Genomic DNA, 22,021 nt, shown 5'->3' with positions numbered 1-22,021 from the left:
GAATTGTTGATCAACACTGTACGAAGGATCAGACGCAGGGTCTGCTCGATGCCAAGCTCTCCCGGGGAAACCTCAAGGTCACCCGCGCCGTTCACCGGTGACCTCCTCAACAGCAGCGCCATGGCGCCGCTGATCCGCCAGCACGACTGGGCGGCAACGCCGCTCGGCCCGATGGACCAGTGGCCGGCCACGCTCAAGGGCATCCTCGAGGTAGGCCTCAACTCGCGCCTGCCGGTGTGCATCTACTGGGGCCCGGAATTCGTCCTGCTGTACAACGACGCCTGGAGCGTCATACCCGGCGACAAGCACCCCGCCTGCCTGGGGCAGCCGGCGCGGGTCGCCTGGTCGGACATCTGGTCGATCCTCGACCCCATGTACAACGGCATCCTGCAGACCGGTGTCGCCGCCCATGAGGAAGACCGCCTGCTGCCCATGGTGCGTTTCGGCTATGTCGAAGAAGCCTACTTCACCTACAACGTCAGCCCTATCTTCGGGCCGGACGGCAAGCCCGTCGGCCTGTTCAATACCGCCGTGGAGACCACCGGCAACGTCATCCAGCAACGCCGTCAGCGCCTGTTGACCCGCCTCGCCGAGCGTCTTGGCCAGGCCGATGAGATCACCCAGGTCTGCGCCCAGGCCCTTGCCCTGCTCGCCGAAGCCGCCCATGACGTGCCGTTCTGCCTGCTCTACCACGCCGGCACTCTGCTCGGCGCCTGCGGCACCGATGCCAGCGACCGCTTCGTCCCGGCGCGGCTGACGGCCGACGATGACCCGCTGCACCTGTTCAACGGCCTGCAGCAGCCGCAGCAGTCGCCGCTGGGCAGTCAGTACGCGCGCGCGTTCGCGCCCTGGCCGGAAGTGCTCGACAGCACCTACGCCACCCCCTTGGACGGCCATGCCGACAGCCTTGCGGTGTTCGGCATCAGCCCGCGCCGGCGGCTGGACGAAAGCTACGCCAGCTTCTTCAACGATCTGGCCGCCCTGCTCGGCCATGCCCTGGCCGCTGCCCGCCAGCGCGCCGAGGAGCGGCGGATCAAGGAAGCGGTGCAGGAGGAAGCGCGCCAACGCACCCAGGAGCGCGACCGCGTGTGGGCCATGAGCCAGGACCTGCTCTGCGTGCTCGATCACCGGGGCGTGCTGCGCAGTGTCAACCCGGCGTGGAGCAGCCTGCTGGGCTGGAGTGAAGAGCAGCTCAGCGGCCGCAACAGCGAGGAGCTCGTGCATCCCGACGACCTGGCGCCCAGCATCGGCACCCGCGCCACCCTCGCCCGCGGCGAGCGCCTGCAGCACTTCGAGAACCGCATGCGCCACGCCGATGGCAGCTACCGCTGGATTTCCTGGCATGCCAGCGAAGACAACGGTCTGATCTACGGCTGCGGCCGCGACGTCACCGAACAACGTCGCGCCGCTGAACTGCTCGAACAGGCGCAGTCCGCCCTGGCCAATGCCCAGCGCATGGAGGCGGTCGGCCAGCTCACCGGCGGCATCGCCCACGACTTCAACAACCTGCTGGCGAGCATCCGCTTCAGCCTCGACCTGATCACCCGCCGCGCGCCGGCCAGCGCTCAACCCGAGCTTGACCACATCCTGCATGCCGCCACCCAGGCCACCGAGCGCGCCGCCGAGCTGACCCACAACCTGCTCGCCTTCGCGCGCCGCCAGGCGCTGGCCATGCACCCGGTGGACCTCGGCCAGCAGTTGCGCCAGTGGCAGGACGAACTGAGCGAGCGCGCCGGCCCGGATGTCGCAGTGGAGCTGAGCCTGAAAGAGACGCACAGCGTGCTGACCGACCGCGACCAGTTGCACAAGGCCATGCTCCACCTCGTGGACAATGCCCGCGACGCCATGCCGGGCGGCGGACGCCTGGACATCGTCCTGCAGCGGCACACGTTCAGCAGTGGCGACCATGACCTGCCGGCCGGCGACTACCTCGCCCTCGCCCTGCAGGACAATGGCCTGGGCATGAGCGAAGCGACCCGCACCCACGTTTTCGACCCCTTCTTCACCACCAAGGGCATCGGCCCCAACAGTGGCCTGGGCCTGTCGATGGTCTACGGCTTCATCAAACAGTCCGGCGGGCATATCCGCCTGCGCAGCGAGCCCGGCCAGGGCACCTGCGTCACACTCTATTTCCCGAGAGGCTCCACCGTGGTCGACATCCCCCAGATTCCTGCAACTCCCGCCGCAACCGCCAACCAGCAACTCTGTGTCCTGGTCGTCGAAGACAACGACCTGGTACGCATGCTCACCGTGGAGGTACTGGAGGAAATCGGCTATCAGGTGCTGCAGGCCGAGGATGCCGAAGAGGCGCTGCCGGTCCTGCAGGGCGACACTGCCATCGACCTGCTGCTCACCGATGTCGGCCTGCCGGGCATGAATGGCGAAGAGCTGGCCGCCGCCGCGCGGCAGGCCCGACCGGAGCTACCGATCCTGTTCGCCACCGGCTTCGCCGAGATCGTCCACATCGACGGCAGCGAGCTGGCCACGCGCATGTCGATGATCGCCAAACCCTTCTCCATCGACGCGCTGCGCGACAAGGTCAACGGCATGCTGGGGCGCAAGGACGGTTGAGTTCAGTTGCTGAGCAAAAGGCTCAGCGCCGCGCGGAGCTTGCCCGGCTTTACCGGTTTGTTCAGCAGCGGCATGCCCAGCCTTTGCAGGGCGCGGCGGCAGTCGTCGCTGCGGTCGGCGGTGATCATCACCGCCGGCAGTTCACGCTGGAAATACTCGCGCAACCCGCGTACCGCCTCGCAGCCGGTGCCTCCATGGTCGAGGTGGTAGTCGGCCAGGATCACCTCCGGCGCCTTGCCATCCAGCGCCTTCAGCGCTTCCTCGTAGTTCGTCGCCGACAGCACCTGGCACCCCCACTGCCCAAGCAACGCGGCCATGCTGGCGAGGATTGCCTCTTCGTTGTCGATGACCAGCAGGCGCCGTCCCGGCAGCGGGTCGCCGGTGACCGGACGCGGGCCGCTCTCGACCCGGCCCGGGTGCTGCAGGTCGCGCGCGAGCGGCACTTCGATGGCAAACACCGAACCACGCCCAGGCACCGAGCGTACCTGCACGCGACAACCGAGGATGCCGGCGATGCGATCGACAATGGCCAGCCCCAGCCCGACCCCCCTGCGGTTCGCCGCGCGGCCGGCATCGAGCTGGTTGAATTCGAGGAAGATCGCTTGCAGCTGGCCCGCCGGAATCCCGCGCCCGGTGTCCCAGACTTCCAGACGCAGGTTATCGCCGCGTCGACGCGCCGCCAGCATCACGCTGCCCCGCTCGGTGTAGCGGCAGGCGTTGCTGAGAAGGTTGCGCAGGATACGTGACAGCAGGCGGTGATCAGTGCGCACGGCCACCACGGGAATCCGTGAGCGCAGGCGCAGGCCGGCGGCTCGCGCCACCTCGTCGAATTCGGAAACCAATGGGCCGAGCAGCTCGCCCAGCGGGTAAACGTCCAGGTCCGGGCGGATCGCGCTCTGGTCCAGCCGGGCAATCTCCAGCAGATCAGTGAGCAGATCCTCGGCACCTTCCAGCGCCTGGTGCGTGCGCTCCACCAGCACCTGCTCGGCGTTTGGCAGCTTGCGTTCGCGCAGAGTGGAGACCAGCAGACGCGCGGCATTGAGCGGTTGCAGCAGATCGTGGCTGGCGGCGGCCAGGTACTTGTCCTTGCTGTTGTTGGCCGCCTCGGCGGCGTCGCGCGCCTCGCGCAACTGCTGGTTCAGGCCTTCCAGCTCGCGGGTGCGTGCGGCGACGCGCTGCTCCAGTTCCTCGTTGAGGCTCTGCAGGCGCTGCTGGGCCTGGACGCGTTCGGTGATGTCGGCGACGAAGCCTTCCACCAGTCCTTCTTCATCGGGCTTGATCAGCAGGTTCATCAGCACGATGACGTGGCTACCATCGCGGCGACGCAGGCGCGTCTCATAACCGAACAGGCCATCGCGCTCGCGCAACAGCGTCAGGATGCGGCGCATCTCCGCTTCGCCCTCGACGAACAGTTGGCTGGCCATGTCCGGGAGGCTCCACAAGACCTGCTGCGGATCGTCGTAGCCAAGCATCCGCGCCAGCGCCGGGTTGGCGGCGCGCAGGCCCTGGCTCAGGCTGGCCTGGAAGATGCCATGGACGGCGTGCTCGAACAGCCATTTGTAGCGGTTGCGCTCGGTTTCCAGCTCGTCCAGGCGCGCCACCAGTTCCGGGTAATGGCTCTTGCGTGCGGAATGGCTGCCCAGCCCGAGCAACCCGGCCAGGGCTTGTTGTTGCTGCTCGTCAGAGGGCCTCGCCATATACCACCTCGACATCGCGCAGACTGGATTCGCGAGGATTGGTGAGGATGCACGGGTCCTGCATGGCATGGCGCGAGAGGAACGGAATATCCGAACTGCCAACGCCATGCAGGCCGAGGCTTTCGTGGAAGCCCACGGCGTTCTTCAGGGCGATCAGGTGTTCCACCAGGCGCTGGCGGATCTGTGCGTGGTTCATGCCGCGGCAGTCGATGCCGAAGGTCTCGGCAATCACCTTGAAGCGCTCGGGAGCGGCGCTGTAATTGAAGGCCACCACGTGTTCCACCAGCACGGCATTGCACAGCCCGTGCGGCAGGTCGAGGTAGCCGCCCAGGCTATGGGACATGGCGTGCACCGCGCCGAGGATCGCGTTGGAGAACGCCAGCCCGGCCTGCATGCTGCCCAGCATGATCTTCTCGCGCAGGACGATGTCCGCCGGATTGGCGATCATCTGCACCAGATTACCGTTGATCAGCCGCATCGCCTCCAGCGCGTGGGGGTCGGTGAGGGGGCCATGGCCGGTGGAGACGAAGGCCTCGATGGCATGCACCAGGGCGTCGATGCCGGTGCAGGCAGAGAGGAACGGGTCCATGGTCAGGGTGGTTTCCGGGTCGATCAGCGACACGTCGGGCACCACTGCCTTGCTGACGATGGAGAACTTCATCCGCTCGTCCTGGTTGGAGATGATCACGAACTGCGAGACGTCCGCCGAGGTGCCGGCGGTAGTGGGAATCAGGATCAGCGGCGGGCTGGGCACACGCAGGGTGTCCACGCCCTCGAACTCGAGGATATTGCGGCCGTGGGCGGCGACGATGCCAATGCCCTTGGCGCAGTCCATCGGGCTGCCGCCGCCGACCGCGACTATCACGTTGCAGCCTTCGCTGCGGTAGACCTCGGCGCCGCGCATCACTTCTTCGACACGCGGATTGGGCGAGACCTCGGTGTAGCGGCAGAAGGGAATGTCCTGGGCGGCCAGGCTGGCTTCGATATCGGCGACCCAGCCGGCGGCAACCACGCCCGGGTCTGACACCACCAGCACCTTGCGGGCGCCGAAGGTTTTCACGTAATTGGCGACATTGTGCCGGCATCCGGCACCGAAAATGATCTCTGGCGAGACGAATTTGCGCAGCTGGCTGAGCTCGTGGGACATCGGGGGCTCTGTCGTTATTGTTATGGGATATTTCCGGCAGCCTACTGTATCCGTCAGGTATTGCAATGCGACCTTGGCAGACGATTCAGACGTCCAGTAGCGCCTGGTAAAAGCGCCACTCGGCCTCCAGCGCGTGGGCGAGGTTGGCGGCCTGGCGGAACCCATGACGTTCTCCGGCATAGCGGTGCACCGCCACCGGCAGGCCGCGCCGACGCAGCGACTCGACCATGGCATCGGTCTGCGCCGGCACCACCACCGCGTCCAGTTCACCCTGGAAGAAGATCACCGGTGCCTTGATCTGCCCGGCCAGCAGCACCGGGGTGCGCTCGCGGTAACGCCCGGCGTCCTGCTGCGGATCGCCGATCAGCCAGTCCAGGTAGTCCGCCTCGAACTTGTGGGTCACCCGCGCCAGTGCCTGCGGATCGCTGACGCCATACAGGCTGGCGCCCCCGCGCAGTCCCTCCAGCCGCGCCAGCGCCATCAGTGCGCTATAGCCGCCGGCACTGGCGCCACGCACGAAGACACGCTGGCGATCGATGCGCCCGGCGTTGCCGAGGTAATCCAATGCTGCGCCAATGTCTTCCACTTCCACCCGGCCCCAGCCCAGGTGCAGGCGTTCGCGATAGGCACGGCCGTAGCCGCTGCTGCCGCGATAGTTGATATCCGCGACGGCAAAGCCGCGGCGTGTCCAGAACTGGATGCGCCCGTCGAACACCGGGTAGCTGGCCGAGGTCGGCCCGCCATGCAAGAAGACCACCAGCGGAGGCGTTTCCGGGTTGCCGTGGGCTGGATAGAAGAAACCGTGACCACATTCGTCTTCGCCCACCGGGTAATGGAAGGCCTCGCCACGGGACAGCTCTGCCTCGGGTAGCGGCTTCTCACCACCGGATAACACCTGGGTGGAGCCATCCACCCGGCGGATGGCCAGCAGCGTCGGCAAGCGATCCGGTGCGGCGGCGATGCAATAGAAGTGGAGCTCATCCGCCGCCAGCGCGCGAAAACGGCTGTACTCCGGCGCGAGCCGGCGCTCGCCACCGCGTCCGTCGTAAAGCACCAGCACGCCGCGTCCTTCTTCGTAGCGCGTCGCCAGCAGTTGCCCACGCGACAACGGCAGGAAGGTGTGCCCGCCCAGTTGCCAGGGCGCGCCGGCGTGATCGGCGGCGGCGCACGGCAAGGCACCCAGTACCTCGTGGTACGGCTGCCAGTAGCCGGCACAGTCGCTCAGCCAGTGCAGGCGCCCATCCTCGGCAAAGCGCGGCTGCTGGATGGACTCGTGGCGGGCCTGCCCGGCCAGGCAGCGCTCTTCGCCGGCGAAGGACTCGCACAGGCGGGTGCGCGTCCAGGGCTGGTGCGGGCGATCCCACTCCACCCAGGCGATACGCTCGCCATTGCGCTCCGCCACCGGCGATGCGTAGAAGTCCGCGCCGAAGGCCATCACCCGGCGCCGGCCATCGGCGTCGAGACGAACAATACGATGGCTCACCCCGGCGCTACCGTTCTCCTCTTCCACCGCCAGGAGTGCATTCCATGCTGGAACGAAGTGGAGGTCGCCGTAGCGGCAATCTTCGCGGTGGGTAATCGGCCTTGGCGGGCCGCCCAGGCGCAACCAATACACCTGCTGGTCGCCCTCCTCCACCCAGGCTACGCCGTCGGCAGTTGGGCAGCAGGAGCCGCCGCCGTACTCGTAGACGCGACTGCGTACCGAAGCGCCCGGTGGCGTCAGTTCGCGGCTCTGTCCTTCGCGGCGCAGGAACAGTCGGCAACGCGCACTGACAGGGTCGAACGCGGCCCACAGCAATCCGCCGTGGGCCACGTGCAGCTCGGCAAAGTCCCCCGCGGCGGCTACCGCGCGCTCGGCGCTCCAGTCGCTGTCGTGCATCCTCAGGCCTTGCAGATCAGCTGCGAGGCCCGCTCGTTGCGCAGGGTCAGCGCGCTGAGTGGCATGGCGGCGGTTTCCGCCTCGCGGCGGGCATCGAGGATGATCCCGTGGCGGGCAGACTTGGCGCACACCGGATCGGTGGCTTCGGCATCGCCGGTAAGCAGGAAGGCCTGGCAGCGGCAGCCACCGAAGTCGCGTTCCTTCTCGTCGCAGGACCGGCACGGCTCGGGCATCCACGCATCACCGCGGAAGCGGTTGAAGCCGAATGACTCGTACCAGATGTGCTGCAGGCTGTGCTCGCGCACGTTGGGGAACTTGACCGGCAGTTGTCGCGCGCTGTGGCACGGCAGCGCGGTGCCGTCCGGAGTGACGTCGAGGAACACGCTGCCCCAGCCGCCCATGCAGGCCTTGGGGCGCTCCTCGTAGTAGTCCGGCACCACGAAGATCAGCTTGCACGGGTTGCCGGCGGCGGCCAGGCGCTCGCGGTATTCGGCGGTGACGCGTTCGGCCCGCTGCAGCTGTTCGCGGGTCGGCAGCAGGCCGGCGCGGTTCAGCTCGGCCCAGCCGTAGAACTGGCAGGTGGCGAGCTCGACGAAGTCCGCCTCCAGCTCGATGCACAGCTCGATGATGCGGTCGATGCTGTCGATGTTGTGCCGGTGGGTGACGAAGTTCAGCACCATCGGGTAGCCGTGGGCCTTTACCGCGCGGGCCATGGCGAGCTTCTGGGCGAACGCCTTGCGCGAGCCGGCGAGCAGGTTGTTCACCTCCTCGTCGGCGGCCTGGAAGCTGATCTGGATATGGTCGAGCCCGGCGTCGGCGAACTCCTTCAGGCGCTTCTCGTTGAGGCCGATGCCGGAGGTGATCAGGTTGGTGTAGAAACCCAGCCCACGCGCAGCGGCGATCAGCTCGGCGAGGTCCTGGCGCACCAGCGGTTCACCGCCGGAGAAGCCCAGCTGCGCCGCGCCCATCTCGCGGGCCTGGCGGAATACCTCGATCCATTGTTCGGTGGACAGCTCTTCGCCGCCCCTGGCGAAGTCCAGCGGGTTGGAACAGTACGGGCACTGCAGCGGGCAACGGTAGGTCAGCTCGGCCAGCAGCCAGAGCGGCGGGCCTACCGGCGCCTCAGCGCAGTTCGATCCAGAATTGCGCATGGGCCACCTCGAGGAATGCCAGGATGTCTTCGTCGATGCCCGGCACGCCGGGGAAATCGGCACGCAGACCATCGATGATGCCAGCGACGTCGGCCTGCCCGTCGACCCGACCGAGAATCGCCCCGGCGCTGTCGTTGAGCTTCACCATCCCTTCAGGATAGAGCAGCACGTGGCAACCCTGGGCCGGCTCGAACTGCAGGCGGAAACCCCGGCGCAGCGCCGGGATGCTGTCCAGCGAAGGCAGACTCATCACAGCAACCCCCTGTGCCATACGCGCTCGGCCGTTACCGTGTGGTACGGCGGGCGCTGCAGTTCATAGGCCATGCTCATGGCGTCGAGCATGCTCCAGAGCACATCGAGCTTGAATTGCAGGATTTCCAGCATGCGCTCCTGGGCCTCGCGGGTCCGGTAGTGCTCCAGGGTGATGCGCAGGCCGTGCTCGACGTCGCGGCGCGCCTGCGACAGGCGCTTGCGGAAGTAGTCGTAGCCGCAGGCATCGATCCACGGGTAGTGCTGCGGCCAGCTGTCCAGGCGCGACTGGTGGATCTGCGGGGCGAACAGTTCGGTCAGCGAACTGCTGGCCGCTTCCTGCCAGCTGGCGCGGCGGGCGAAGTTGACGTAGGCGTCCACGGCGAAGCGCACGCCGGGCAGCACCAGTTCCTGGGACAGCACCTGCTGGCGGTCCAGCCCCACGGATTCGGCCAGGCGCAGCCAGGCCTCGATGCCACCCTCTTCGCCGGGCGCGCCGTCGTGGTCGAGGATGCGCTGCAGCCATTCGCGGCGTACGTCGCGGTCCGGGCAGTTGGCGAGGATCGCCGCATCCTTGAGCGGGATGTTCACCTGGTAGTAGAAGCGGTTCGCCACCCAGCCCTGGATCTGCTCACGGGTCGCGCGGCCTTCGTACATGGCCACGTGGTACGGGTGGAAGATGTGGTAGCAGGCGCCCCTGGCGCGCAGTGCCAGCTCGAATTCGGCGGGGCTCATGGCTTCGCGGGTCATCGCGAGGTTCCTTCTGGAAAAAGAGCCATCAAAGGAAAATCCCCATCCCGTCGAATGCCACCTCGATGCCGCGCGCGTCCAGTTCGGCGCGTTCGGGCGAGGCGATGTCGAGGATGGGATTGGTGTTGTTGATATGGATGAGCACCTTGCGCGGCCCGTCGATGCCGTCGAGCACCTCTATTATGCCGCCGGGGCCGCTCTGGGCCAGGTGGCCCATCTCGCTGCCGAGCTTGTCGCCCACCTCGCAGACGCGCATTTCGTCGTCGCGCCAGAGCGTGCCGTCCACCAGCAGGCAGTCGGCACGGCGCATCCAGGCCAGCAAGCCGTCGTCCACCTGGCCCAGACCGGGCGCGTAGAACAGCTTGCCGCCGGTAGCGGTGTCTTCGACGAACAGGCCGATGTTGTCGCCCGGATGCGGGTTGCCCCGGTGCGGCGAGTACGGCGGTGCGCTGCTGCGCAGGGCGATGGCGGTGATGCGCAGGCCCGGGCAGGCCGGGATGACGAAGGGCTCGGCATCCAGCTCGATGAGGTTGTGCTTCAGCCCGCCGTTCCAGTGCGACAGCATGGGGAACAGCGGGAAGCCGGTGGACAGGTCCTGGTGGACCATCTCCGTACACCACACCTCGTGCGGGCAGCCTTCGCGCAGGCTGAGCAGGCCGGTGGTGTGGTCGATCTGGCTGTCCAGCAGGACGATGGCGGCAATCGCCGAATCGCGCAGGCGCCGCGCCGGCTGCAGGGCCGGGAAGGACGCCAGCTGGGCGCGGATGTCGGGGGATGCGTTGCAGAGAATCCAGCTCTCGCCGTCGTCGGATAGCGCGATGGAGGATTGCGTGCGTGGTTGCGCGATCACGCTGCCGTCGCGTACACCGCGACAGTTGCGGCAATTGCAGTTCCACTGGGGAAAGCCGCCACCGGCGGCCGACCCGAGAATTCGGATGTGCATGACAGTGCCCCGTGGGCAGGGGCCCCGGCGGACCGGGGCGCAGTGGATCAGCGGTTGGCGAAGTACAGGGTCACTTCGAAGCCAAGGCGCAGGTCGGTGAAGCTAGGCTTGGTCCACATGGGTCTGTCCTCTTTCTTGTTGGAAGGCACCGGAAGAACCGGCAAGGTCGAGTAAAACACCAGGGTCAGGCTCCCCGAATGATACTTTCGAAGGAGATTCCCCCCTGATTTGGTAGCGGGCCGCGGCCAGAGAAAAAAAGAAAACGCGGCCGGAGCCGCGTTCGACGAAGGCCGTCACCCGTGGAATGGGTACGGAAGCGGACGGCCGCCCGATCGGGCGCGTCGACACAAGGGATGCCCGGTGGAGTGCCAGGCGGGGTACAGCGCAAAGGGCCGGCGGACCTGATGGGGGAAGGTCCGCCGGGTTATTGCAAGGGTTAGAAGAAGCCCAGCGGATTGATGTCGTAGCTCACCAGCAGGTTCTTGGTCTGCTGGTAGTGGTCTAGCATCATCTTGTGGGTTTCGCGGCCGACGCCGGACTTCTTGTAGCCGCCGAATGCGGCGTGGGCCGGGTACAGGTGGTAGCAGTTGGTCCACACGCGGCCGGACTGGATGCCACGCCCCATGCGCCAGGCGCGGTTGATGTCGCGGGTCCAGACGCCGGCGCCGAGGCCGAACTCGGTATCGTTGGCGATCGCCAGGGCTTCCGCCTCGTCCTTGAAGGTGGTCACGCCCACCACCGGGCCGAAGATCTCCTCCTGGAACACGCGCATGCCGTTGTGCCCCTTGAGCAGGGTCGGCTGGATGTAGTAACCGCTGGCCAGGTCGCCCTCCAGGCGCTCGCTGGAGCCGCCGGTGAGCAGCTCGGCGCCTTCGCTTTGGGCGATGTCGAGGTAGGAGAGGATCTTCTCGTACTGTTGCTGCGAAGCCTGGGCGCCGACCATGGTGTCGGTGTCCAGCGGGTTACCGCGCTTGATTGCCTTGATCTTCTTCAGCACCTCGGCCATGAACGGCTCGAAGATCGACTCCTGCACCAGCGCCCGTGACGGGCAGGTGCAGACCTCGCCCTGGTTGAAGAACGCCAGCACCAGGCCCTCGGCGGCCTTCTCGATGAACGCCGGCTCGGCGTTCATGATGTCCTCGAAGAAGATGTTCGGGCTCTTGCCGCCCAGTTCCACGGTGGACGGGATGATGTTCTCCGCCGCGCAGTGGAGGATGTGCGAGCCGACCGGGGTCGAGCCGGTGAAGGCGATCTTGGCGATGCGCTTGCTGGTGGCCAGCGCCTGGCCGGCTTCCTTGCCGAAGCCCTGGACGATGTTCAGCACGCCCGGCGGCAGCAGGTCGCCGATGATCTCGGCCAGCAGCATGATCGACAGCGGCGTCTGCTCGGCCGGCTTGATCACCACGCAGTTGCCGGCGGCCAGGGCCGGCGCGAGTTTCCAGGCAGCCATCAGCAACGGGAAGTTCCACGGGATGATCTGCCCGACCACGCCCAGTGGTTCGTGGATGTGGTAGGCGACGGTGTTCTCGTTGATCTCGGCGGCGCCGCCTTCCTGCGCGCGGATGCAGCCGGCGTAGTAGCGGAAGTGGTCGGCGGCCAGCGGTACGTCGGCGTTGAGGGTTTCGCGCACGGCCTTGCCGTTGTCCCAGGTCTCGGCGACGGCCAGTTGTTCCAGGTTCAGTTCGATGCGGTCGGCAATCTTCAGTAGGATCAGCGCGCGGTCCTGCACCGACGTGCGGCCCCAGCTGCCAGCGGCGGCGTGGGCGGCGTCCAGCGCCTTGTCGATGTCTTCGGCGGTGGAGCGTGGGAACTCGGCGATGACCTCGCCGTTCACCGGCGAGGTGTTGCTGAAATACTGGCCCAGCACCGGCGCGACGAACTCGCCACCGATGTAGTTGCCGTAGCGCGGCTTGAGGGTGACGACGGCGCCGGGGGTTCCGGGTGCGGCGTAGATCATGGGGATGCTCTCCTGTCGGGTCCCGGCCTCCATCGGCCAGGTCATGGAGCGATCTTAGGCAGCGCCCTTCCCGGCTCGGAATGCCCCCATGGGAGCGGTGGGTTACTCATTTGGTAGTAGATGCGCCGGGCTGACCTGCGCCCTAGGCCATCGGTAACTCTGCAGGAACGTGCCATGCCCGCGATCGCGCCCGCAGAGTGCTCCTGCTGGCTTACCCTGGCGCTTGAGCTCTCGTAGGAGCGGAGCTTCTCCGCGATGCTCTTGTTCGTGCTTGGGCGTTTCAACGTCGCCTGGGAATGCACAGGCCTGTAGGAGCGAGCTTGCTCGCGAACCGCAAGGCACGGAGCTGAATGTCCTATGCCGCTTTGGCTTTGGAGTTTCTGCGCCGCTTCAGCGTGCGCTGAGATGCTTTGTTTCGCCCCCTCGGGCGAGTCCCTTTTGTCAAACGCCACAAAAGGAACCAAAAGGTCTCGCCCCTCCATCCGGTTTTTCGCTTAGGCGAAAAATTCCCTCGTTGGATCGAAGTTTCAGGGGCACGCCGCGAAGGGCCATCCCTGGCCCATCGCGGCTCTCGCGGCATCCATGCCGCTCAACCCCTGAAACTCCAATCCAACGAGGCCTTCTGAAAGGGGCACATCGGAGCGTGCGGCTGTTTCTCTGGAAGTCCTGGCGAGCCAAAGCCAAAAACAGAACCGGAGCCGGCTGCGGCGCTTGAGTGCAGGAGCAGGCCATGCCCGCAAACGGCGTCGACAGACGACGTCAAAAACAAAAGGCCGGCACAATGGCCAGCCCCCTGTTCGGATCACGCGAACATCATTTCTTCGCCACCAGGTCCTTCGGCAGCTTGAAGGTCCAGATCATCCCGCCCTGGTCCAGGTCCTTGATGCGCTTGGCCACCTCGCCGCCCCACAGCGGCACCGCGCCGCCCCAGCCGGAGAGGACGGTGACGTACTGCTCGCCGTCCATTTCCCAGGTGATCGGCGAGGCGATCACGCCCGAGCCGGTGTTGAACTGGTAGAGCTTCTTGCCGGTCCTGGCGTCGAAGGCCATCAGGTAACCCTCGGGGTTGCCGGTGAACACCAGGTTGCCGTGGGTGGCCAGCACGCCACCCCACAGCGGCGCGTAGTTCTCGTAGCGCCACACCTGCTTGCCGGTCTTCGGATCGATGGCGCGCAGCACGCCGATGTACTTCTCGTTCAGCGGCTTGATGGTGAAGCCCGCGCCGAGGTAGGCCGCGCCCTTCTTGTAGGCGATATTCTCGTTCCACATGTCCATGCCCCATTCGTTGGACGGCACGTAGAACAGACCGGTGTCCTGGCTGTAGGCCATGGGCATCCAGTTCTTGCCGCCGAGGAAGGACGGCGCGACGAACACCGAGCTGCCCTTCTCGCCACCCTCGCCCGGCGCGCCCGGGCGGTGGGCGTCGTCGTAGATCGGCCGGCCGTTCTCGTCCAGGCCCTTGGCCCAGGTCACCTTGTCGACGAAGGGGAAGCCACGGATGAACTTGCCGTTGGTGCGGTCGAGCACATAGAAGAAGCCGTTACGGTCGGCGGTGGCGGCGGCCTGCACGGTCTTGCCGCCGTCCTTGTAGTCGAAGGACACCAGCTCGTTCACGCCGTCGAAGTCCCAGCCGTCGTGCGGGGTGGTCTGGAAGTGCCACTTGATCGAGCCGTCTTCCGGGTTCAGCGCCAGGCGCGAGGAGGAGAACAGGTTGTCGCCAGGGCGCAGGTGCGAGTTCCACGGCGACGGGTTGCCGGTGCCGATGAACAGCGAGTCGGTGCTCGGGTCGTAGTAGCCGCCCAGCCACGGCGCCGCGCCGCCGGTCTTCCACAGGTCGCCCGGCCAGGTCTTGCCCGCTTCGCCGCCGGAGATGCCGTTCTCCACCGGCTTGCCGTCCTTGTAGACGTAGCCCATGTGGCCTTCCACGGTCGGACGGCTCCACAGCAGCTCGCCGTTGGTGGGGTTGTAGGCCTCGATCTTGCCGACCACGCCGAACTCGCCGCCGGCCACGCCGGTGATCAGCTTGCCCTTGGCGATCAGCGGCGCCGCGGAGATGGAGTAGCCGGCCTTGTAGTCGGCCACGGTCTTCTTCCATACCACCTTGCCGGTGTCCTTGTTCAGGGCGACCAGTTTGGCGTCGAGGGTGCCGAAGATCACCAGGTCGCCATACAGGGCCACACCACGGTTGATCACGTCACAGCACGGCATGATGCCGTCGGGCAGGCGTGCGTCGTACTGCCAGAGCTTGCGCCCGGTGCGCGCATCGGCGGCGAACACCCGCGAGTAGGAGGCGGTGACGTACATCACGCCGTCCTTGATCAGCGGCTGCGCCTGCTGGCCGCGTTGTTTCTCGCCGCCGAAAGACAGCGCCCACACCGGCCGCAGCTCCTTCACGTTATCGCTGTTCAGCGTGTTCAACGGACTGAAGCGCTGGCCCTGCTGGTTGATGCCGTTGACCACGATCTGGTCGGTGCGCTTGGCGGCATCACTGATGTCCTGGTCGGTGACGCCGGCGTGGGCGCCCAGGCTGGCCAGGCCGATGGCGGTGAACAGCACGGTGCGGGCGAAAGGTTGAAGCTGTCTCATGGCGGTGCGCCTCTGCGATTGTTGTTGTACCCGGGAAAATTTCCCGGTCTGTCGCAGATTCTTGGTTTGGCACGGCAGGCCAACAATTGAACGCAGTGCCGAATTTCCTAGTTCCTTGGTAGCAATACCGGGCTGCCGAGCCGCGAAATTCGAGGCATTTACGGGCTGGATGGGAGAGCCTTGCCCCTGTAGGAGCGAGCTTGCTCGCGAAGCGGATTCCCCGGCCACTGCGTTGTCTGAACGGGGTTCCGAGCCCCTCACCCCAGCCCTCTCCCAGGGGGAGAGGGAGCCGTTCGGCGCGAGGGGCGAAAACAGGAATGCATCCTGCTGGAAGGTTCGCGAGCAAGCTCGCTCCTACAGGAAGAGCAGATCGGAGCGACGAGCAGCAAAGCCGCTCCAGACAGCCCCCTCTCCCTCCGGGAGAGGGCTGGGGTGAGGGCCTGTCCGCGCACCGAAACCTCCGCAGAAATCGCTATTGCTCATCGACGCGCGGCAGAGCCTTCTGCTCATAGCGCGGATAAAGATGGCTGACGCTGCGGATCAGCTCATAGCGCGTCAGGCTGATGCCGGCGAAACGGTCCGGAATCGGCGTGCGCAGCAGGTCGTTCATGTCCGCGCCCTGGGCGATGCCGTCACGCATCACAGTGTCGAGCCAGCCGAGGTAATCGCGCATCTGCGCAAACGGCGCCGCATCCGTGGCGATGGGGCCATGGCCGGGGACGATCTGTTTCCACGGCAGCTGCTGCAGGGTATCGAGGTCACCGAGCCACACATCCAGGCCGGGGCTGTTCGGCGTGGTCAGTGCGCGCTGATAGAAGACGATATCCCCGGCGAACAGCACGCCGGTGGTTTCGTCGAGAATCGCCAGGTCCGCGCCAGTGTGCCCGCGCAAGCCCAGCAGGCGGAAGCGGTGGCTGCCCATCTGCCATTCACCGGGCTCCACCGTCTCGGTGGGCAACACGACCTCGGTGCCACGCATCCAGTCGCCGACCAGGCGGTACATGTTCTCCGCCATGGCGTTGCCCTGCTCTTTCAGCAACTTGCTGGTGCCGGCCAGCGCGCCGATGGGCACATCAGTGAAGGCCTGGTTGCCCAGCACGTGGTCAGGGTGATGGTGGGTCAGCAGCACGCGTTTCACCGGCTTGCCGGTGGTCTGCTGGATCAGCGCACGCAGGGTTTCGCCGTAGCGCTTTGACGGACCGCTGTCGATCACCAGCACGCCGTCGCCGGTATCGATGAAGGCGACGTTGACGATGGCGCCACCGTTGTCCTTGGCAAAGTTGTCGGTGCTGCCTTCCACCACCCAGGTGCCCTCGGCGATCTGCCGGGGCTGAAGGTGGTACTGCAGGTCGGCCAGTGCCGGCAGGCACAGGCACGCGAGGGCGATCAGGAGGAAACGCATGGGCACCTCGTTGGCGCAGTGCGGCGTCAGCGCAGAGCGGCCTGGAATTCGTTGCCGTTGTTGTCGTGCAGCCAGAGCTCGGTATGCGGGTGGCCACGCACTTCGAAGGTGAAGGTCGGGTTCTCGCTGACCGCGGGGAACAGGTCCAGACGGGCGAAGACCTCGCCTTCCGGCCCACGCAATTCGGCGTGGTCGAGGTAGAACTCGGGGATGCCGCCGATCAGGCCGTTGTCCATCGGGTGCGAGACCGACAGGCGCACGCGGCTGTACTCTCCTTTGGGGTAGGACTCGCCATGGACCTGGCCGAGCCGGTCCTCCCAGCCCGGTTGCGCACGTACCACGCTGGGCGCTGTGCAGCCGCCACCGGCCGCATCGATCCACGCCGAGCCGACATGCCAGACTCCCTGCTCGTCCCGCAGCGCAGCACGGATCGGTGTGGCCTGTTCGATACGGATGCGCACCGCCAGCAGCGGCTCCAGGTGCACGCCGGGGTAAAGCGTCAGCACATGGGGAATCGGGTTCAGCTCGGCCCATAGCAGCAGTCGGTCGAAGCGCCCCGGCAAGGCGCGGGCGTCGACCTCCACCGGGACCTGGCGAGAGTCCTCGGCGAACGGCGGCACACCCAGCCTGACCCGCTCGTCGAAGACGTAGGGCTCACCATTGAGCAGGCGCTTGTGGTGGTACTCCCACATCACCGAGGGCATCGGATCGCCCTCCACCGCCGCGGCCAGCAGCGGCAAGCCGCACAGCCCGAGCAACATCTGGCGCCTGCGCATCATGTCTCCCTCATTGCACGTCCTGGTAGAGCCCCGGCAGCTCGTAACGCACGCCGTAGGCCGCATAGAGCTTCTCCATCTCGCCGCTGCGCACCAGTTCCTCCAGTTCGCCGTCCAGGGCATTGGAGAGCTGGCGATTGCTTTCATGCACCGCCATGCCGATGTCCCACTCGGGCTGGCCGAGGTTGGGGTAGGTGTTCTCGGCGTTCTTCAGGTGCTCGTCGGCGGCTTGCCCGCGCATCCAGTCCAACTCGCCACGCAGGGCCATCACCGCGTCCACCTTGCCCGCGCGCATGCCGTCGAAGGCCGCCTGGGTGCTGGGGAAGTGGATGGTCATGCGGCTGAGCTGGCCGCCCAGCACCGAGGTCAGGTAGAACGACGGCACGCTGTCCAGTTCGACGCCGATGGGGTGTTCGCGGAACGCCGCGATGGTGTCCACTTCCGCCAGCCGACGGTCATCGCTGACCACCTGCCAGCGCTCTCGCTGGTAGGGGCCGAACATCACCACCTGCTCGTTGGCGAACTCGCCGACATCGTTGCGCCGGTTGGCGTACTGGCGGTCGTAGGGCACGCGCAGCATCACGTCGGCAACCACGCCGGGGCGCAGGTAGTGGCCTTTCCAGATGAAGTTGCGCAGGTCGTCGTCCAGGCGTTCGCCGGGGGTTACCCAGAGGAACTCCGCGCGCATGCCCAGGCCGCTGGCCAGGTGCTGCGCGAGATCGATATCGACCCCGCGCGGCTGCCCGTCCTGCATGAAGCTGTAGGGCGGGAAGTTCTCGTACACCGCCACCCGCAGCACGCCGCTGGCGACCATGTCCTCATAGGGGCGTACCCCAGCCTGCGCTTGCCCAAACAGCAGGCAGAGGCCGAACAACCAGGCGAACAGGCGCATGGTAATCACTCGTCCACGTGCACGCTGTCCAGGTAGGTACGGATTGCCCAGAGGCCTTCCTGGCTGATGAAGTCGGCCATCTTCGGCATGTACACCGCACCGTCGCGTACCGCGCCGTTGATCACCCGCTCCTTGAACCACTCGTCACCCTCGGCGCCCACGTCGAGCATGCGCAGGTCGGGGGCGATGCCGCCGGACTTGGCCTCCAGGCCATGGCAGCGCGCGCAGTTCTGGTTGTAGGCCGAGGCGCCGATCTCCACCGCCTTGGCGTGGTTGGCGTAGGGCTCGCGGTAGGGGTTGGTGTCGCGCCATTCCTTGCCCAATGGTTCCAGCCCCGTGGTATCCACTGCCTGGGGCGTCACATTGCCGTGGGACAGGGCCAGGCCCGAGACACCCAGGCCGGCCAGCAACAGCAGGCCGCACAGCACGTTCTTGTTGTTCATCACTTCATCCTCTCATCGAGATGCTTGGCAAGGCACAGCGCCCGGAAAGACGCCAGTGACGACGATGGTAAGAACGCGCGACCGACGGCCGAATCCTGCTTTGGATGCTCCCGTCTACTCCCTTCGTACTAGAACGCCGGTCGGCCACTGCCGGCGCTTTGGCAGCAAGCCCAAGTCATGCCCGGACCGGGAAATAGTCCCGGCATCGCCGGGAGCTTTTCCGTTCCCCGCCACCACGCCCTCCTCCCACCATGGATTCGCCGCGGCACGTGCAGCGGCCTGCCGCCATCCATCACGGGAAACCCACCATGAGAACAACAACAGCCCCCCTGCACCTCGTCCTCAGCAGCCTCGCCTGCGCCATCGCCCTCACCGCCGGCGGTTCCGCCCTGGCCAAGGATGTGACCTGGGACGACATCGCCAACGACCACAAGACCACCGGCGACGTGCTGCAGTACGGCATGGGCACCAATGCCCAGCGCTGGAGCCCGCTCAAGCAGGTCAATGCCGACAACGTGTTCAAGCTGACCCCGGCCTGGTCCTACTCCTTCGGCGACGAGAAGCAGCGCGGCCAGGAGTCCCAGGCCATCGTCAGCGACGGCGTGGTCTACGTGACCGCCTCCTACTCGCGGCTGTTCGCCCTCGACGCGAAGACCGGCAAGCGCCTGTGGACCTACAACCACCGCCTGCCCGACGACATCCGCCCGTGCTGCGACGTGGTCAACCGCGGCGCTGCCATCTATGGCGACAAGATCTACTTCGGCACCCTCGACGCCTCGGTCGTGGCGCTGAACAAGAAGACCGGCAAGGTGGTCTGGAAGAAGAAGTTCGGCGACCACGGCGCCGGCTACACCATGACCGGCGCGCCGACCATCGTGAAGGACGGCAAGACCGGCAAGGTGCTGCTGATCCACGGCAGCTCGGGCGACGAGTTCGGCGTGGTAGGCCGCCTGTTCGCCCGCGACCCGGACACCGGCGAAGAGGTGTGGATGCGGCCCTTCGTCGAGGGCCACATGGGCCGCCTCAATGGCAAGGACAGCACTCCCACGGGCGACGTGAAGGCACCCTCCTGGCCGGAGGACAAGAACTCCCCCACCGGCAAGGTGGAAGCCTGGAGCCATGGCGGCGGCGCCCCGTGGCAGAGCGCGAGTTTCGACGCCGAGACCAACACCATCATCGTCGGCGCCGGCAACCCCGGCCCGTGGAATACCTGGGCGCGCACCGCCAAGGGCGGCAACCCGCACGATTACGACAGCCTCTACACCTCCGGCCAGGTCGGTGTCGACCCGAGCACCGGCGAGGTGAAATGGTTCTACCAGCACACGCCCAACGACGCCTGGGACTTCTCCGGCAACAACGAACTGGTGCTGTTCGACTACAAGGCCCAGGACGGCAAGATCGTCAAGGCCACCGCCCACGCCGACCGCAACGGCTTCTTCTATGTGGTCGACCGGACCAACGGCAAGCTGCAGAACGCCTTCCCCTTCGTCGACAACATCACCTGGGCCAGCCACATCGACCTGAAGACCGGCCGCCCGGTGGAGAACGAAGGCCAGCGCCCGCCGCTGCCGGAGCCTGGGCAGAAGCACGGCAAGGCTGTGGAAGTCTCGCCGCCGTTCCTCGGCGGCAAGAACTGGAACCCCATGGCCTACAGCCAGGACACCGGCCTGTTCTACGTCCCGGCCAACCACTGGAAGGAGGACTACTGGACCGAGGAAGTGAACTACGCCAAGGGCAGCGCCTACCTGGGCATGGGCTTCCGCATCAAGCGCATGTATGACGACCACGTCGGCACGCTGCGCGCGATGAACCCCACCACCGGCAAGGTGGAATGGGAATACAAGGACCACCTGCCGCTCTGGGCCGGTGTGCTGGCCACCGCCGGCAACCTGGTGTTCACCGGCACCGGCGAGGGCTTCCTCAAGGCCTTCGATGCCAAGACCGGCAAGGAGCTGTGGCAGTTCCAGACCGGCAGCGGCATCGTCTCCCCGCCCATCACCTGGGAACAGGACGGCGAGCAGTACATCGGTGTGACCGTCGGCTATGGCGGCGCGGTGCCGCTGTGGGGCGGCGACATGGCCGAGCTGACCAAGCCGGTGGCCCAGGGCGGCTCCTTCTGGGTGTTCAAGCTGCCCAGCTGGGACAACAAGACCGCCAGCCGTTGATGCACTGGCCCGCGCCGAATCCGGTGCGGGCCTTTTTCTTTTTGCCAGGAGATCGCCATGCGCCTGCTCGCCTGCCTGCTCTTCCCCCTCTCCGCCCTCGCCTTCGCCACCAGCCAGCCTGCGCCGGAAGTGGACGACGATGCGGCCACCGTCATCGCCGGCTGCCGCATCGAGCCGGACAGCCAATGTCCCAACGCCGACCTGCGCGGTGCCGACCTCCGTAACCAGGACCTGACGCGGATGAACCTCTCCGGCGCCAACCTTGCCGGAGCCGACCTGCGCCACGCCAAGCTGGACCTGGCGAACCTGCAACAGGCGCAGCTGAACGGTGCAGATCTCACCCGCGCCAGCCTGCAGCAGTCCAACCTGCGTGGTGCCGACCTGAGTGGCGCCAAGCTGGTCGCCATCCAGGCCTGGGGCCTGTTCGCCCAGGGCGCGCAGTGGCAAGGCGCCGACCTCACCGCCGCCTACCTGGAATTCGCCCGTCTGAGCGGCGGCAAGCTGCACCAGGCCAATTTGCGTGCGGCCGACCTGGAAATGACCTGGCTGTCCCGCGCCGACCTCAAGGGCGCCGACCTGCGCAACGCCAACCTGCAGGAAGTGAAGCTGGCCGAAGCGAATCTGGAAGATGCCGACCTGCGTGGCAGCCGCCAGCGCTTCGGCAACTTCCAGGGCAGCAACATGGCGGGCTGCAAGGGGTGCCCGGGGGGGTGGGACTGACTCCCGGCATGGAGCCTCGAATTGGTCCCATTGGTCTGCCGGTATTGCCGGGAATTGGCTATTCGAACGCCGGGGAGTCGGCGTTACCTTAGCTCCATTCCCGCACTACCGCGGGCCCCACTGGAGACCACCATGAGCGCACGACTCGAATGGGCCAAGGCCGCCCCCGACGCCTACAAGGCCATGCTCGGCCTGGAACAGGCACTGGCCAAGTCCGGTCTGGAGACGCCGCTGCTGGAACTGATCCGCCTGCGCGCCTCGCAGATCAACGGCTGCGCCTACTGCGTGAACATGCACGCCAACGACGCCCGCAAGGCCGGCGAGACCGAGGCGCGGCTGCAGACCCTGAGCGTGTGGGAGGAAACCCGCTTCTTCAGCGAGCGCGAACGCGCCGCGCTGGCCTGGGTGGAAAGCCTCACCCGCCTGCCGGAGAAGCACGCCCCGCAGCACCAGTTCGACGCCCTGCGCGAGCACTTCAGCGACGCCGAGATCGCCAACCTGACCCTGGCCATCGCCACCATCAACGCCTGGAACCGCTTCGGCGTGGGCATGGCGATGGTGCCCTGAGCAGAGCGATCTGCTCCACGCCATCCTGCGAATTGCATCTGTGACTCCCGTAGGGCGGATAACCCGGCACGGGTTATCCGCCAAATGGCGCATAACGCCTCCGGCGTTATGCGCCCTACGCCGGTT

The 22,021-nt window shown here is 66.5% G+C and carries 18 protein-coding genes; 4 read left to right on the top strand and 14 right to left on the bottom strand.

Annotated elements, in window-relative coordinates; all coding sequences use genetic code 11:
* The first annotated feature begins 48 nt into the window (after nucleotides 1-48).
* Nucleotides 49-2,571 carry an ATP-binding protein gene (locus GJV37_RS11960; RefSeq protein WP_193452539.1) on the top strand — a complete coding sequence of 841 codons (2,523 nt, stop codon included), beginning with the start codon at nucleotides 49-51 and terminating at the stop codon, nucleotides 2,569-2,571.
* Nucleotides 2,572-2,573: 2 nt separating this feature from the next.
* Here GJV37_RS11960 and GJV37_RS11955 read toward each other — a convergent pair whose 3' ends face one another.
* From GJV37_RS11955 to pedF, 14 genes are all read right to left on the bottom strand, one after another.
* A complete protein-coding gene (locus GJV37_RS11955; RefSeq protein WP_193452538.1) occupies nucleotides 2,574-4,268 on the bottom strand; it encodes a PAS domain-containing hybrid sensor histidine kinase/response regulator in 1,695 nt (564 codons plus the stop codon).
* Nucleotides 4,252-5,415, bottom strand: a complete 1,164-nt coding sequence (gene ercA / locus GJV37_RS11950; protein WP_024762493.1) for an alcohol dehydrogenase-like regulatory protein ErcA — start codon at nucleotides 5,413-5,415, stop codon at nucleotides 4,252-4,254. Before ercA ends, GJV37_RS11955 begins: the two co-directional genes overlap by 17 nt.
* Before the next feature lie 85 nt (nucleotides 5,416-5,500).
* The gene (locus GJV37_RS11945; RefSeq protein WP_193452537.1) at nucleotides 5,501-7,294 is read right to left on the bottom strand and encodes a S9 family peptidase; all 1,794 of its coding nucleotides are present in this window, start codon (nucleotides 7,292-7,294) and stop codon (nucleotides 5,501-5,503) included.
* Nucleotides 7,295-7,296: 2 nt separating this feature from the next.
* Nucleotides 7,297-8,445, bottom strand: a complete 1,149-nt coding sequence (pqqE, locus tag GJV37_RS11940; protein ID WP_193452536.1) for a pyrroloquinoline quinone biosynthesis protein PqqE — start codon at nucleotides 8,443-8,445, stop codon at nucleotides 7,297-7,299.
* The gene (pqqD, locus tag GJV37_RS11935) at nucleotides 8,417-8,695 is read right to left on the bottom strand and encodes a pyrroloquinoline quinone biosynthesis peptide chaperone PqqD (protein WP_024762490.1); all 279 of its coding nucleotides are present in this window, start codon (nucleotides 8,693-8,695) and stop codon (nucleotides 8,417-8,419) included. Before pqqD ends, pqqE begins: the two co-directional genes overlap by 29 nt.
* Nucleotides 8,695-9,444, bottom strand: coding sequence for a pyrroloquinoline-quinone synthase PqqC (pqqC, locus tag GJV37_RS11930; protein WP_193452535.1), 750 nt, complete (start codon nucleotides 9,442-9,444; stop codon nucleotides 8,695-8,697). The genes pqqD and pqqC overlap by 1 nt, the downstream gene beginning before the upstream one ends.
* Nucleotides 9,445-9,472: 28 nt before the next feature.
* On the bottom strand, nucleotides 9,473-10,387 hold the full coding sequence (gene pqqB, locus GJV37_RS11925; RefSeq protein WP_193452534.1) for a pyrroloquinoline quinone biosynthesis protein PqqB: 915 nt from the start codon (nucleotides 10,385-10,387) through the stop codon (nucleotides 9,473-9,475).
* A 47-nt stretch (nucleotides 10,388-10,434) separates the two neighbouring features.
* Nucleotides 10,435-10,506 (bottom strand): pyrroloquinoline quinone precursor peptide PqqA, encoded by a 72-nt coding sequence (pqqA, locus tag GJV37_RS11920; protein ID WP_003106462.1) that lies wholly within the window; start codon nucleotides 10,504-10,506, stop codon nucleotides 10,435-10,437.
* Nucleotides 10,507-10,823: 317 nt separating this feature from the next.
* On the bottom strand, nucleotides 10,824-12,344 hold the full coding sequence (gene exaC, locus GJV37_RS11915) for an acetaldehyde dehydrogenase ExaC (protein ID WP_038803202.1): 1,521 nt from the start codon (nucleotides 12,342-12,344) through the stop codon (nucleotides 10,824-10,826).
* Nucleotides 12,345-13,157: 813 nt separating this feature from the next.
* A complete protein-coding gene (locus GJV37_RS11910) occupies nucleotides 13,158-14,930 on the bottom strand; it encodes a methanol/ethanol family PQQ-dependent dehydrogenase (RefSeq protein WP_193452533.1) in 1,773 nt (590 codons plus the stop codon).
* A 472-nt stretch (nucleotides 14,931-15,402) separates the two neighbouring features.
* Nucleotides 15,403-16,332, bottom strand: a complete 930-nt coding sequence (locus GJV37_RS11905; RefSeq protein WP_193452532.1) for a quinoprotein relay system zinc metallohydrolase 1 — start codon at nucleotides 16,330-16,332, stop codon at nucleotides 15,403-15,405.
* A gap of 26 nt (nucleotides 16,333-16,358) precedes the next feature.
* On the bottom strand, nucleotides 16,359-17,108 hold the full coding sequence (locus tag GJV37_RS11900; RefSeq protein ID WP_169887585.1) for a quinoprotein dehydrogenase-associated SoxYZ-like carrier: 750 nt from the start codon (nucleotides 17,106-17,108) through the stop codon (nucleotides 16,359-16,361).
* A 10-nt stretch (nucleotides 17,109-17,118) separates the two neighbouring features.
* A complete protein-coding gene (locus GJV37_RS11895; RefSeq protein WP_084357811.1) occupies nucleotides 17,119-18,000 on the bottom strand; it encodes a substrate-binding periplasmic protein in 882 nt (293 codons plus the stop codon).
* A gap of 5 nt (nucleotides 18,001-18,005) precedes the next feature.
* Complete coding sequence (gene pedF, locus GJV37_RS11890; RefSeq protein WP_037013308.1) at nucleotides 18,006-18,443, bottom strand: cytochrome c-550 PedF; 438 nt, start codon at nucleotides 18,441-18,443, stop codon at nucleotides 18,006-18,008.
* Between the two features lie 308 nt (nucleotides 18,444-18,751).
* Between pedF and exaA the strand changes: the two genes are divergently transcribed.
* From exaA to GJV37_RS11875, 3 genes are all read left to right on the top strand, one after another.
* Nucleotides 18,752-20,608, top strand: coding sequence for a quinoprotein ethanol dehydrogenase (gene exaA / locus GJV37_RS11885; protein ID WP_024762483.1), 1,857 nt, complete (start codon nucleotides 18,752-18,754; stop codon nucleotides 20,606-20,608).
* A 57-nt stretch (nucleotides 20,609-20,665) separates the two neighbouring features.
* Nucleotides 20,666-21,328 (top strand): pentapeptide repeat-containing protein, encoded by a 663-nt coding sequence (locus tag GJV37_RS11880; RefSeq protein WP_193452531.1) that lies wholly within the window; start codon nucleotides 20,666-20,668, stop codon nucleotides 21,326-21,328.
* Between the two features lie 132 nt (nucleotides 21,329-21,460).
* Nucleotides 21,461-21,895, top strand: a complete 435-nt coding sequence (locus tag GJV37_RS11875) for a carboxymuconolactone decarboxylase family protein (protein ID WP_193452530.1) — start codon at nucleotides 21,461-21,463, stop codon at nucleotides 21,893-21,895.
* Nucleotides 21,896-22,021 lie beyond the last annotated feature (126 nt).

The sequence above is a fragment of the Pseudomonas nitroreducens genome (assembly GCF_010994165.1).
Taxonomy (GTDB): Bacteria; Pseudomonadota; Gammaproteobacteria; order Pseudomonadales; family Pseudomonadaceae; genus Pseudomonas; species Pseudomonas nitroreducens.
Note: the sequence above shows the minus strand (reverse complement) of the source record. Positions and strands in the feature narration are given on the sequence as shown.

What these genes read in the sequence shown, in the direction of transcription:
- GJV37_RS11895 (WP_084357811.1), bottom strand. Translation starts at nt 18,000, where the DNA reads ATGCGCCTGTTCGCCTGGTTGTTCGGCCTCTGCCTGCTGTTTGGGCAA.
- GJV37_RS11945 (WP_193452537.1), bottom strand. Translation starts at nt 7,294, where the DNA reads ATGCACGACAGCGACTGGAGCGCCGAGCGCGCGGTAGCCGCCGCGGGG.
- GJV37_RS11875 (WP_193452530.1), top strand. Translation starts at nt 21,461, where the DNA reads ATGAGCGCACGACTCGAATGGGCCAAGGCCGCCCCCGACGCCTACAAG.
- pqqD (WP_024762490.1), bottom strand. Translation starts at nt 8,695, where the DNA reads ATGAGTCTGCCTTCGCTGGACAGCATCCCGGCGCTGCGCCGGGGTTTC.
- exaC (WP_038803202.1), bottom strand. Translation starts at nt 12,344, where the DNA reads ATGATCTACGCCGCACCCGGAACCCCCGGCGCCGTCGTCACCCTCAAG.
- GJV37_RS11905 (WP_193452532.1), bottom strand. Translation starts at nt 16,332, where the DNA reads ATGCGTTTCCTCCTGATCGCCCTCGCGTGCCTGTGCCTGCCGGCACTG.
- GJV37_RS11910 (WP_193452533.1), bottom strand. Translation starts at nt 14,930, where the DNA reads ATGAGACAGCTTCAACCTTTCGCCCGCACCGTGCTGTTCACCGCCATC.
- GJV37_RS11880 (WP_193452531.1), top strand. Translation starts at nt 20,666, where the DNA reads ATGCGCCTGCTCGCCTGCCTGCTCTTCCCCCTCTCCGCCCTCGCCTTC.
- pqqE (WP_193452536.1), bottom strand. Translation starts at nt 8,445, where the DNA reads ATGCGCAATTCTGGATCGAACTGCGCTGAGGCGCCGGTAGGCCCGCCG.
- exaA (WP_024762483.1), top strand. Translation starts at nt 18,752, where the DNA reads ATGAGAACAACAACAGCCCCCCTGCACCTCGTCCTCAGCAGCCTCGCC.
- GJV37_RS11960 (WP_193452539.1), top strand. Translation starts at nt 49, where the DNA reads ATGCCAAGCTCTCCCGGGGAAACCTCAAGGTCACCCGCGCCGTTCACC.
- ercA (WP_024762493.1), bottom strand. Translation starts at nt 5,415, where the DNA reads ATGTCCCACGAGCTCAGCCAGCTGCGCAAATTCGTCTCGCCAGAGATC.
- pedF (WP_037013308.1), bottom strand. Translation starts at nt 18,443, where the DNA reads ATGAACAACAAGAACGTGCTGTGCGGCCTGCTGTTGCTGGCCGGCCTG.
- GJV37_RS11900 (WP_169887585.1), bottom strand. Translation starts at nt 17,108, where the DNA reads ATGCGCAGGCGCCAGATGTTGCTCGGGCTGTGCGGCTTGCCGCTGCTG.
- pqqC (WP_193452535.1), bottom strand. Translation starts at nt 9,444, where the DNA reads ATGACCCGCGAAGCCATGAGCCCCGCCGAATTCGAGCTGGCACTGCGC.
- GJV37_RS11955 (WP_193452538.1), bottom strand. Translation starts at nt 4,268, where the DNA reads ATGGCGAGGCCCTCTGACGAGCAGCAACAACAAGCCCTGGCCGGGTTG.
- pqqB (WP_193452534.1), bottom strand. Translation starts at nt 10,387, where the DNA reads ATGCACATCCGAATTCTCGGGTCGGCCGCCGGTGGCGGCTTTCCCCAG.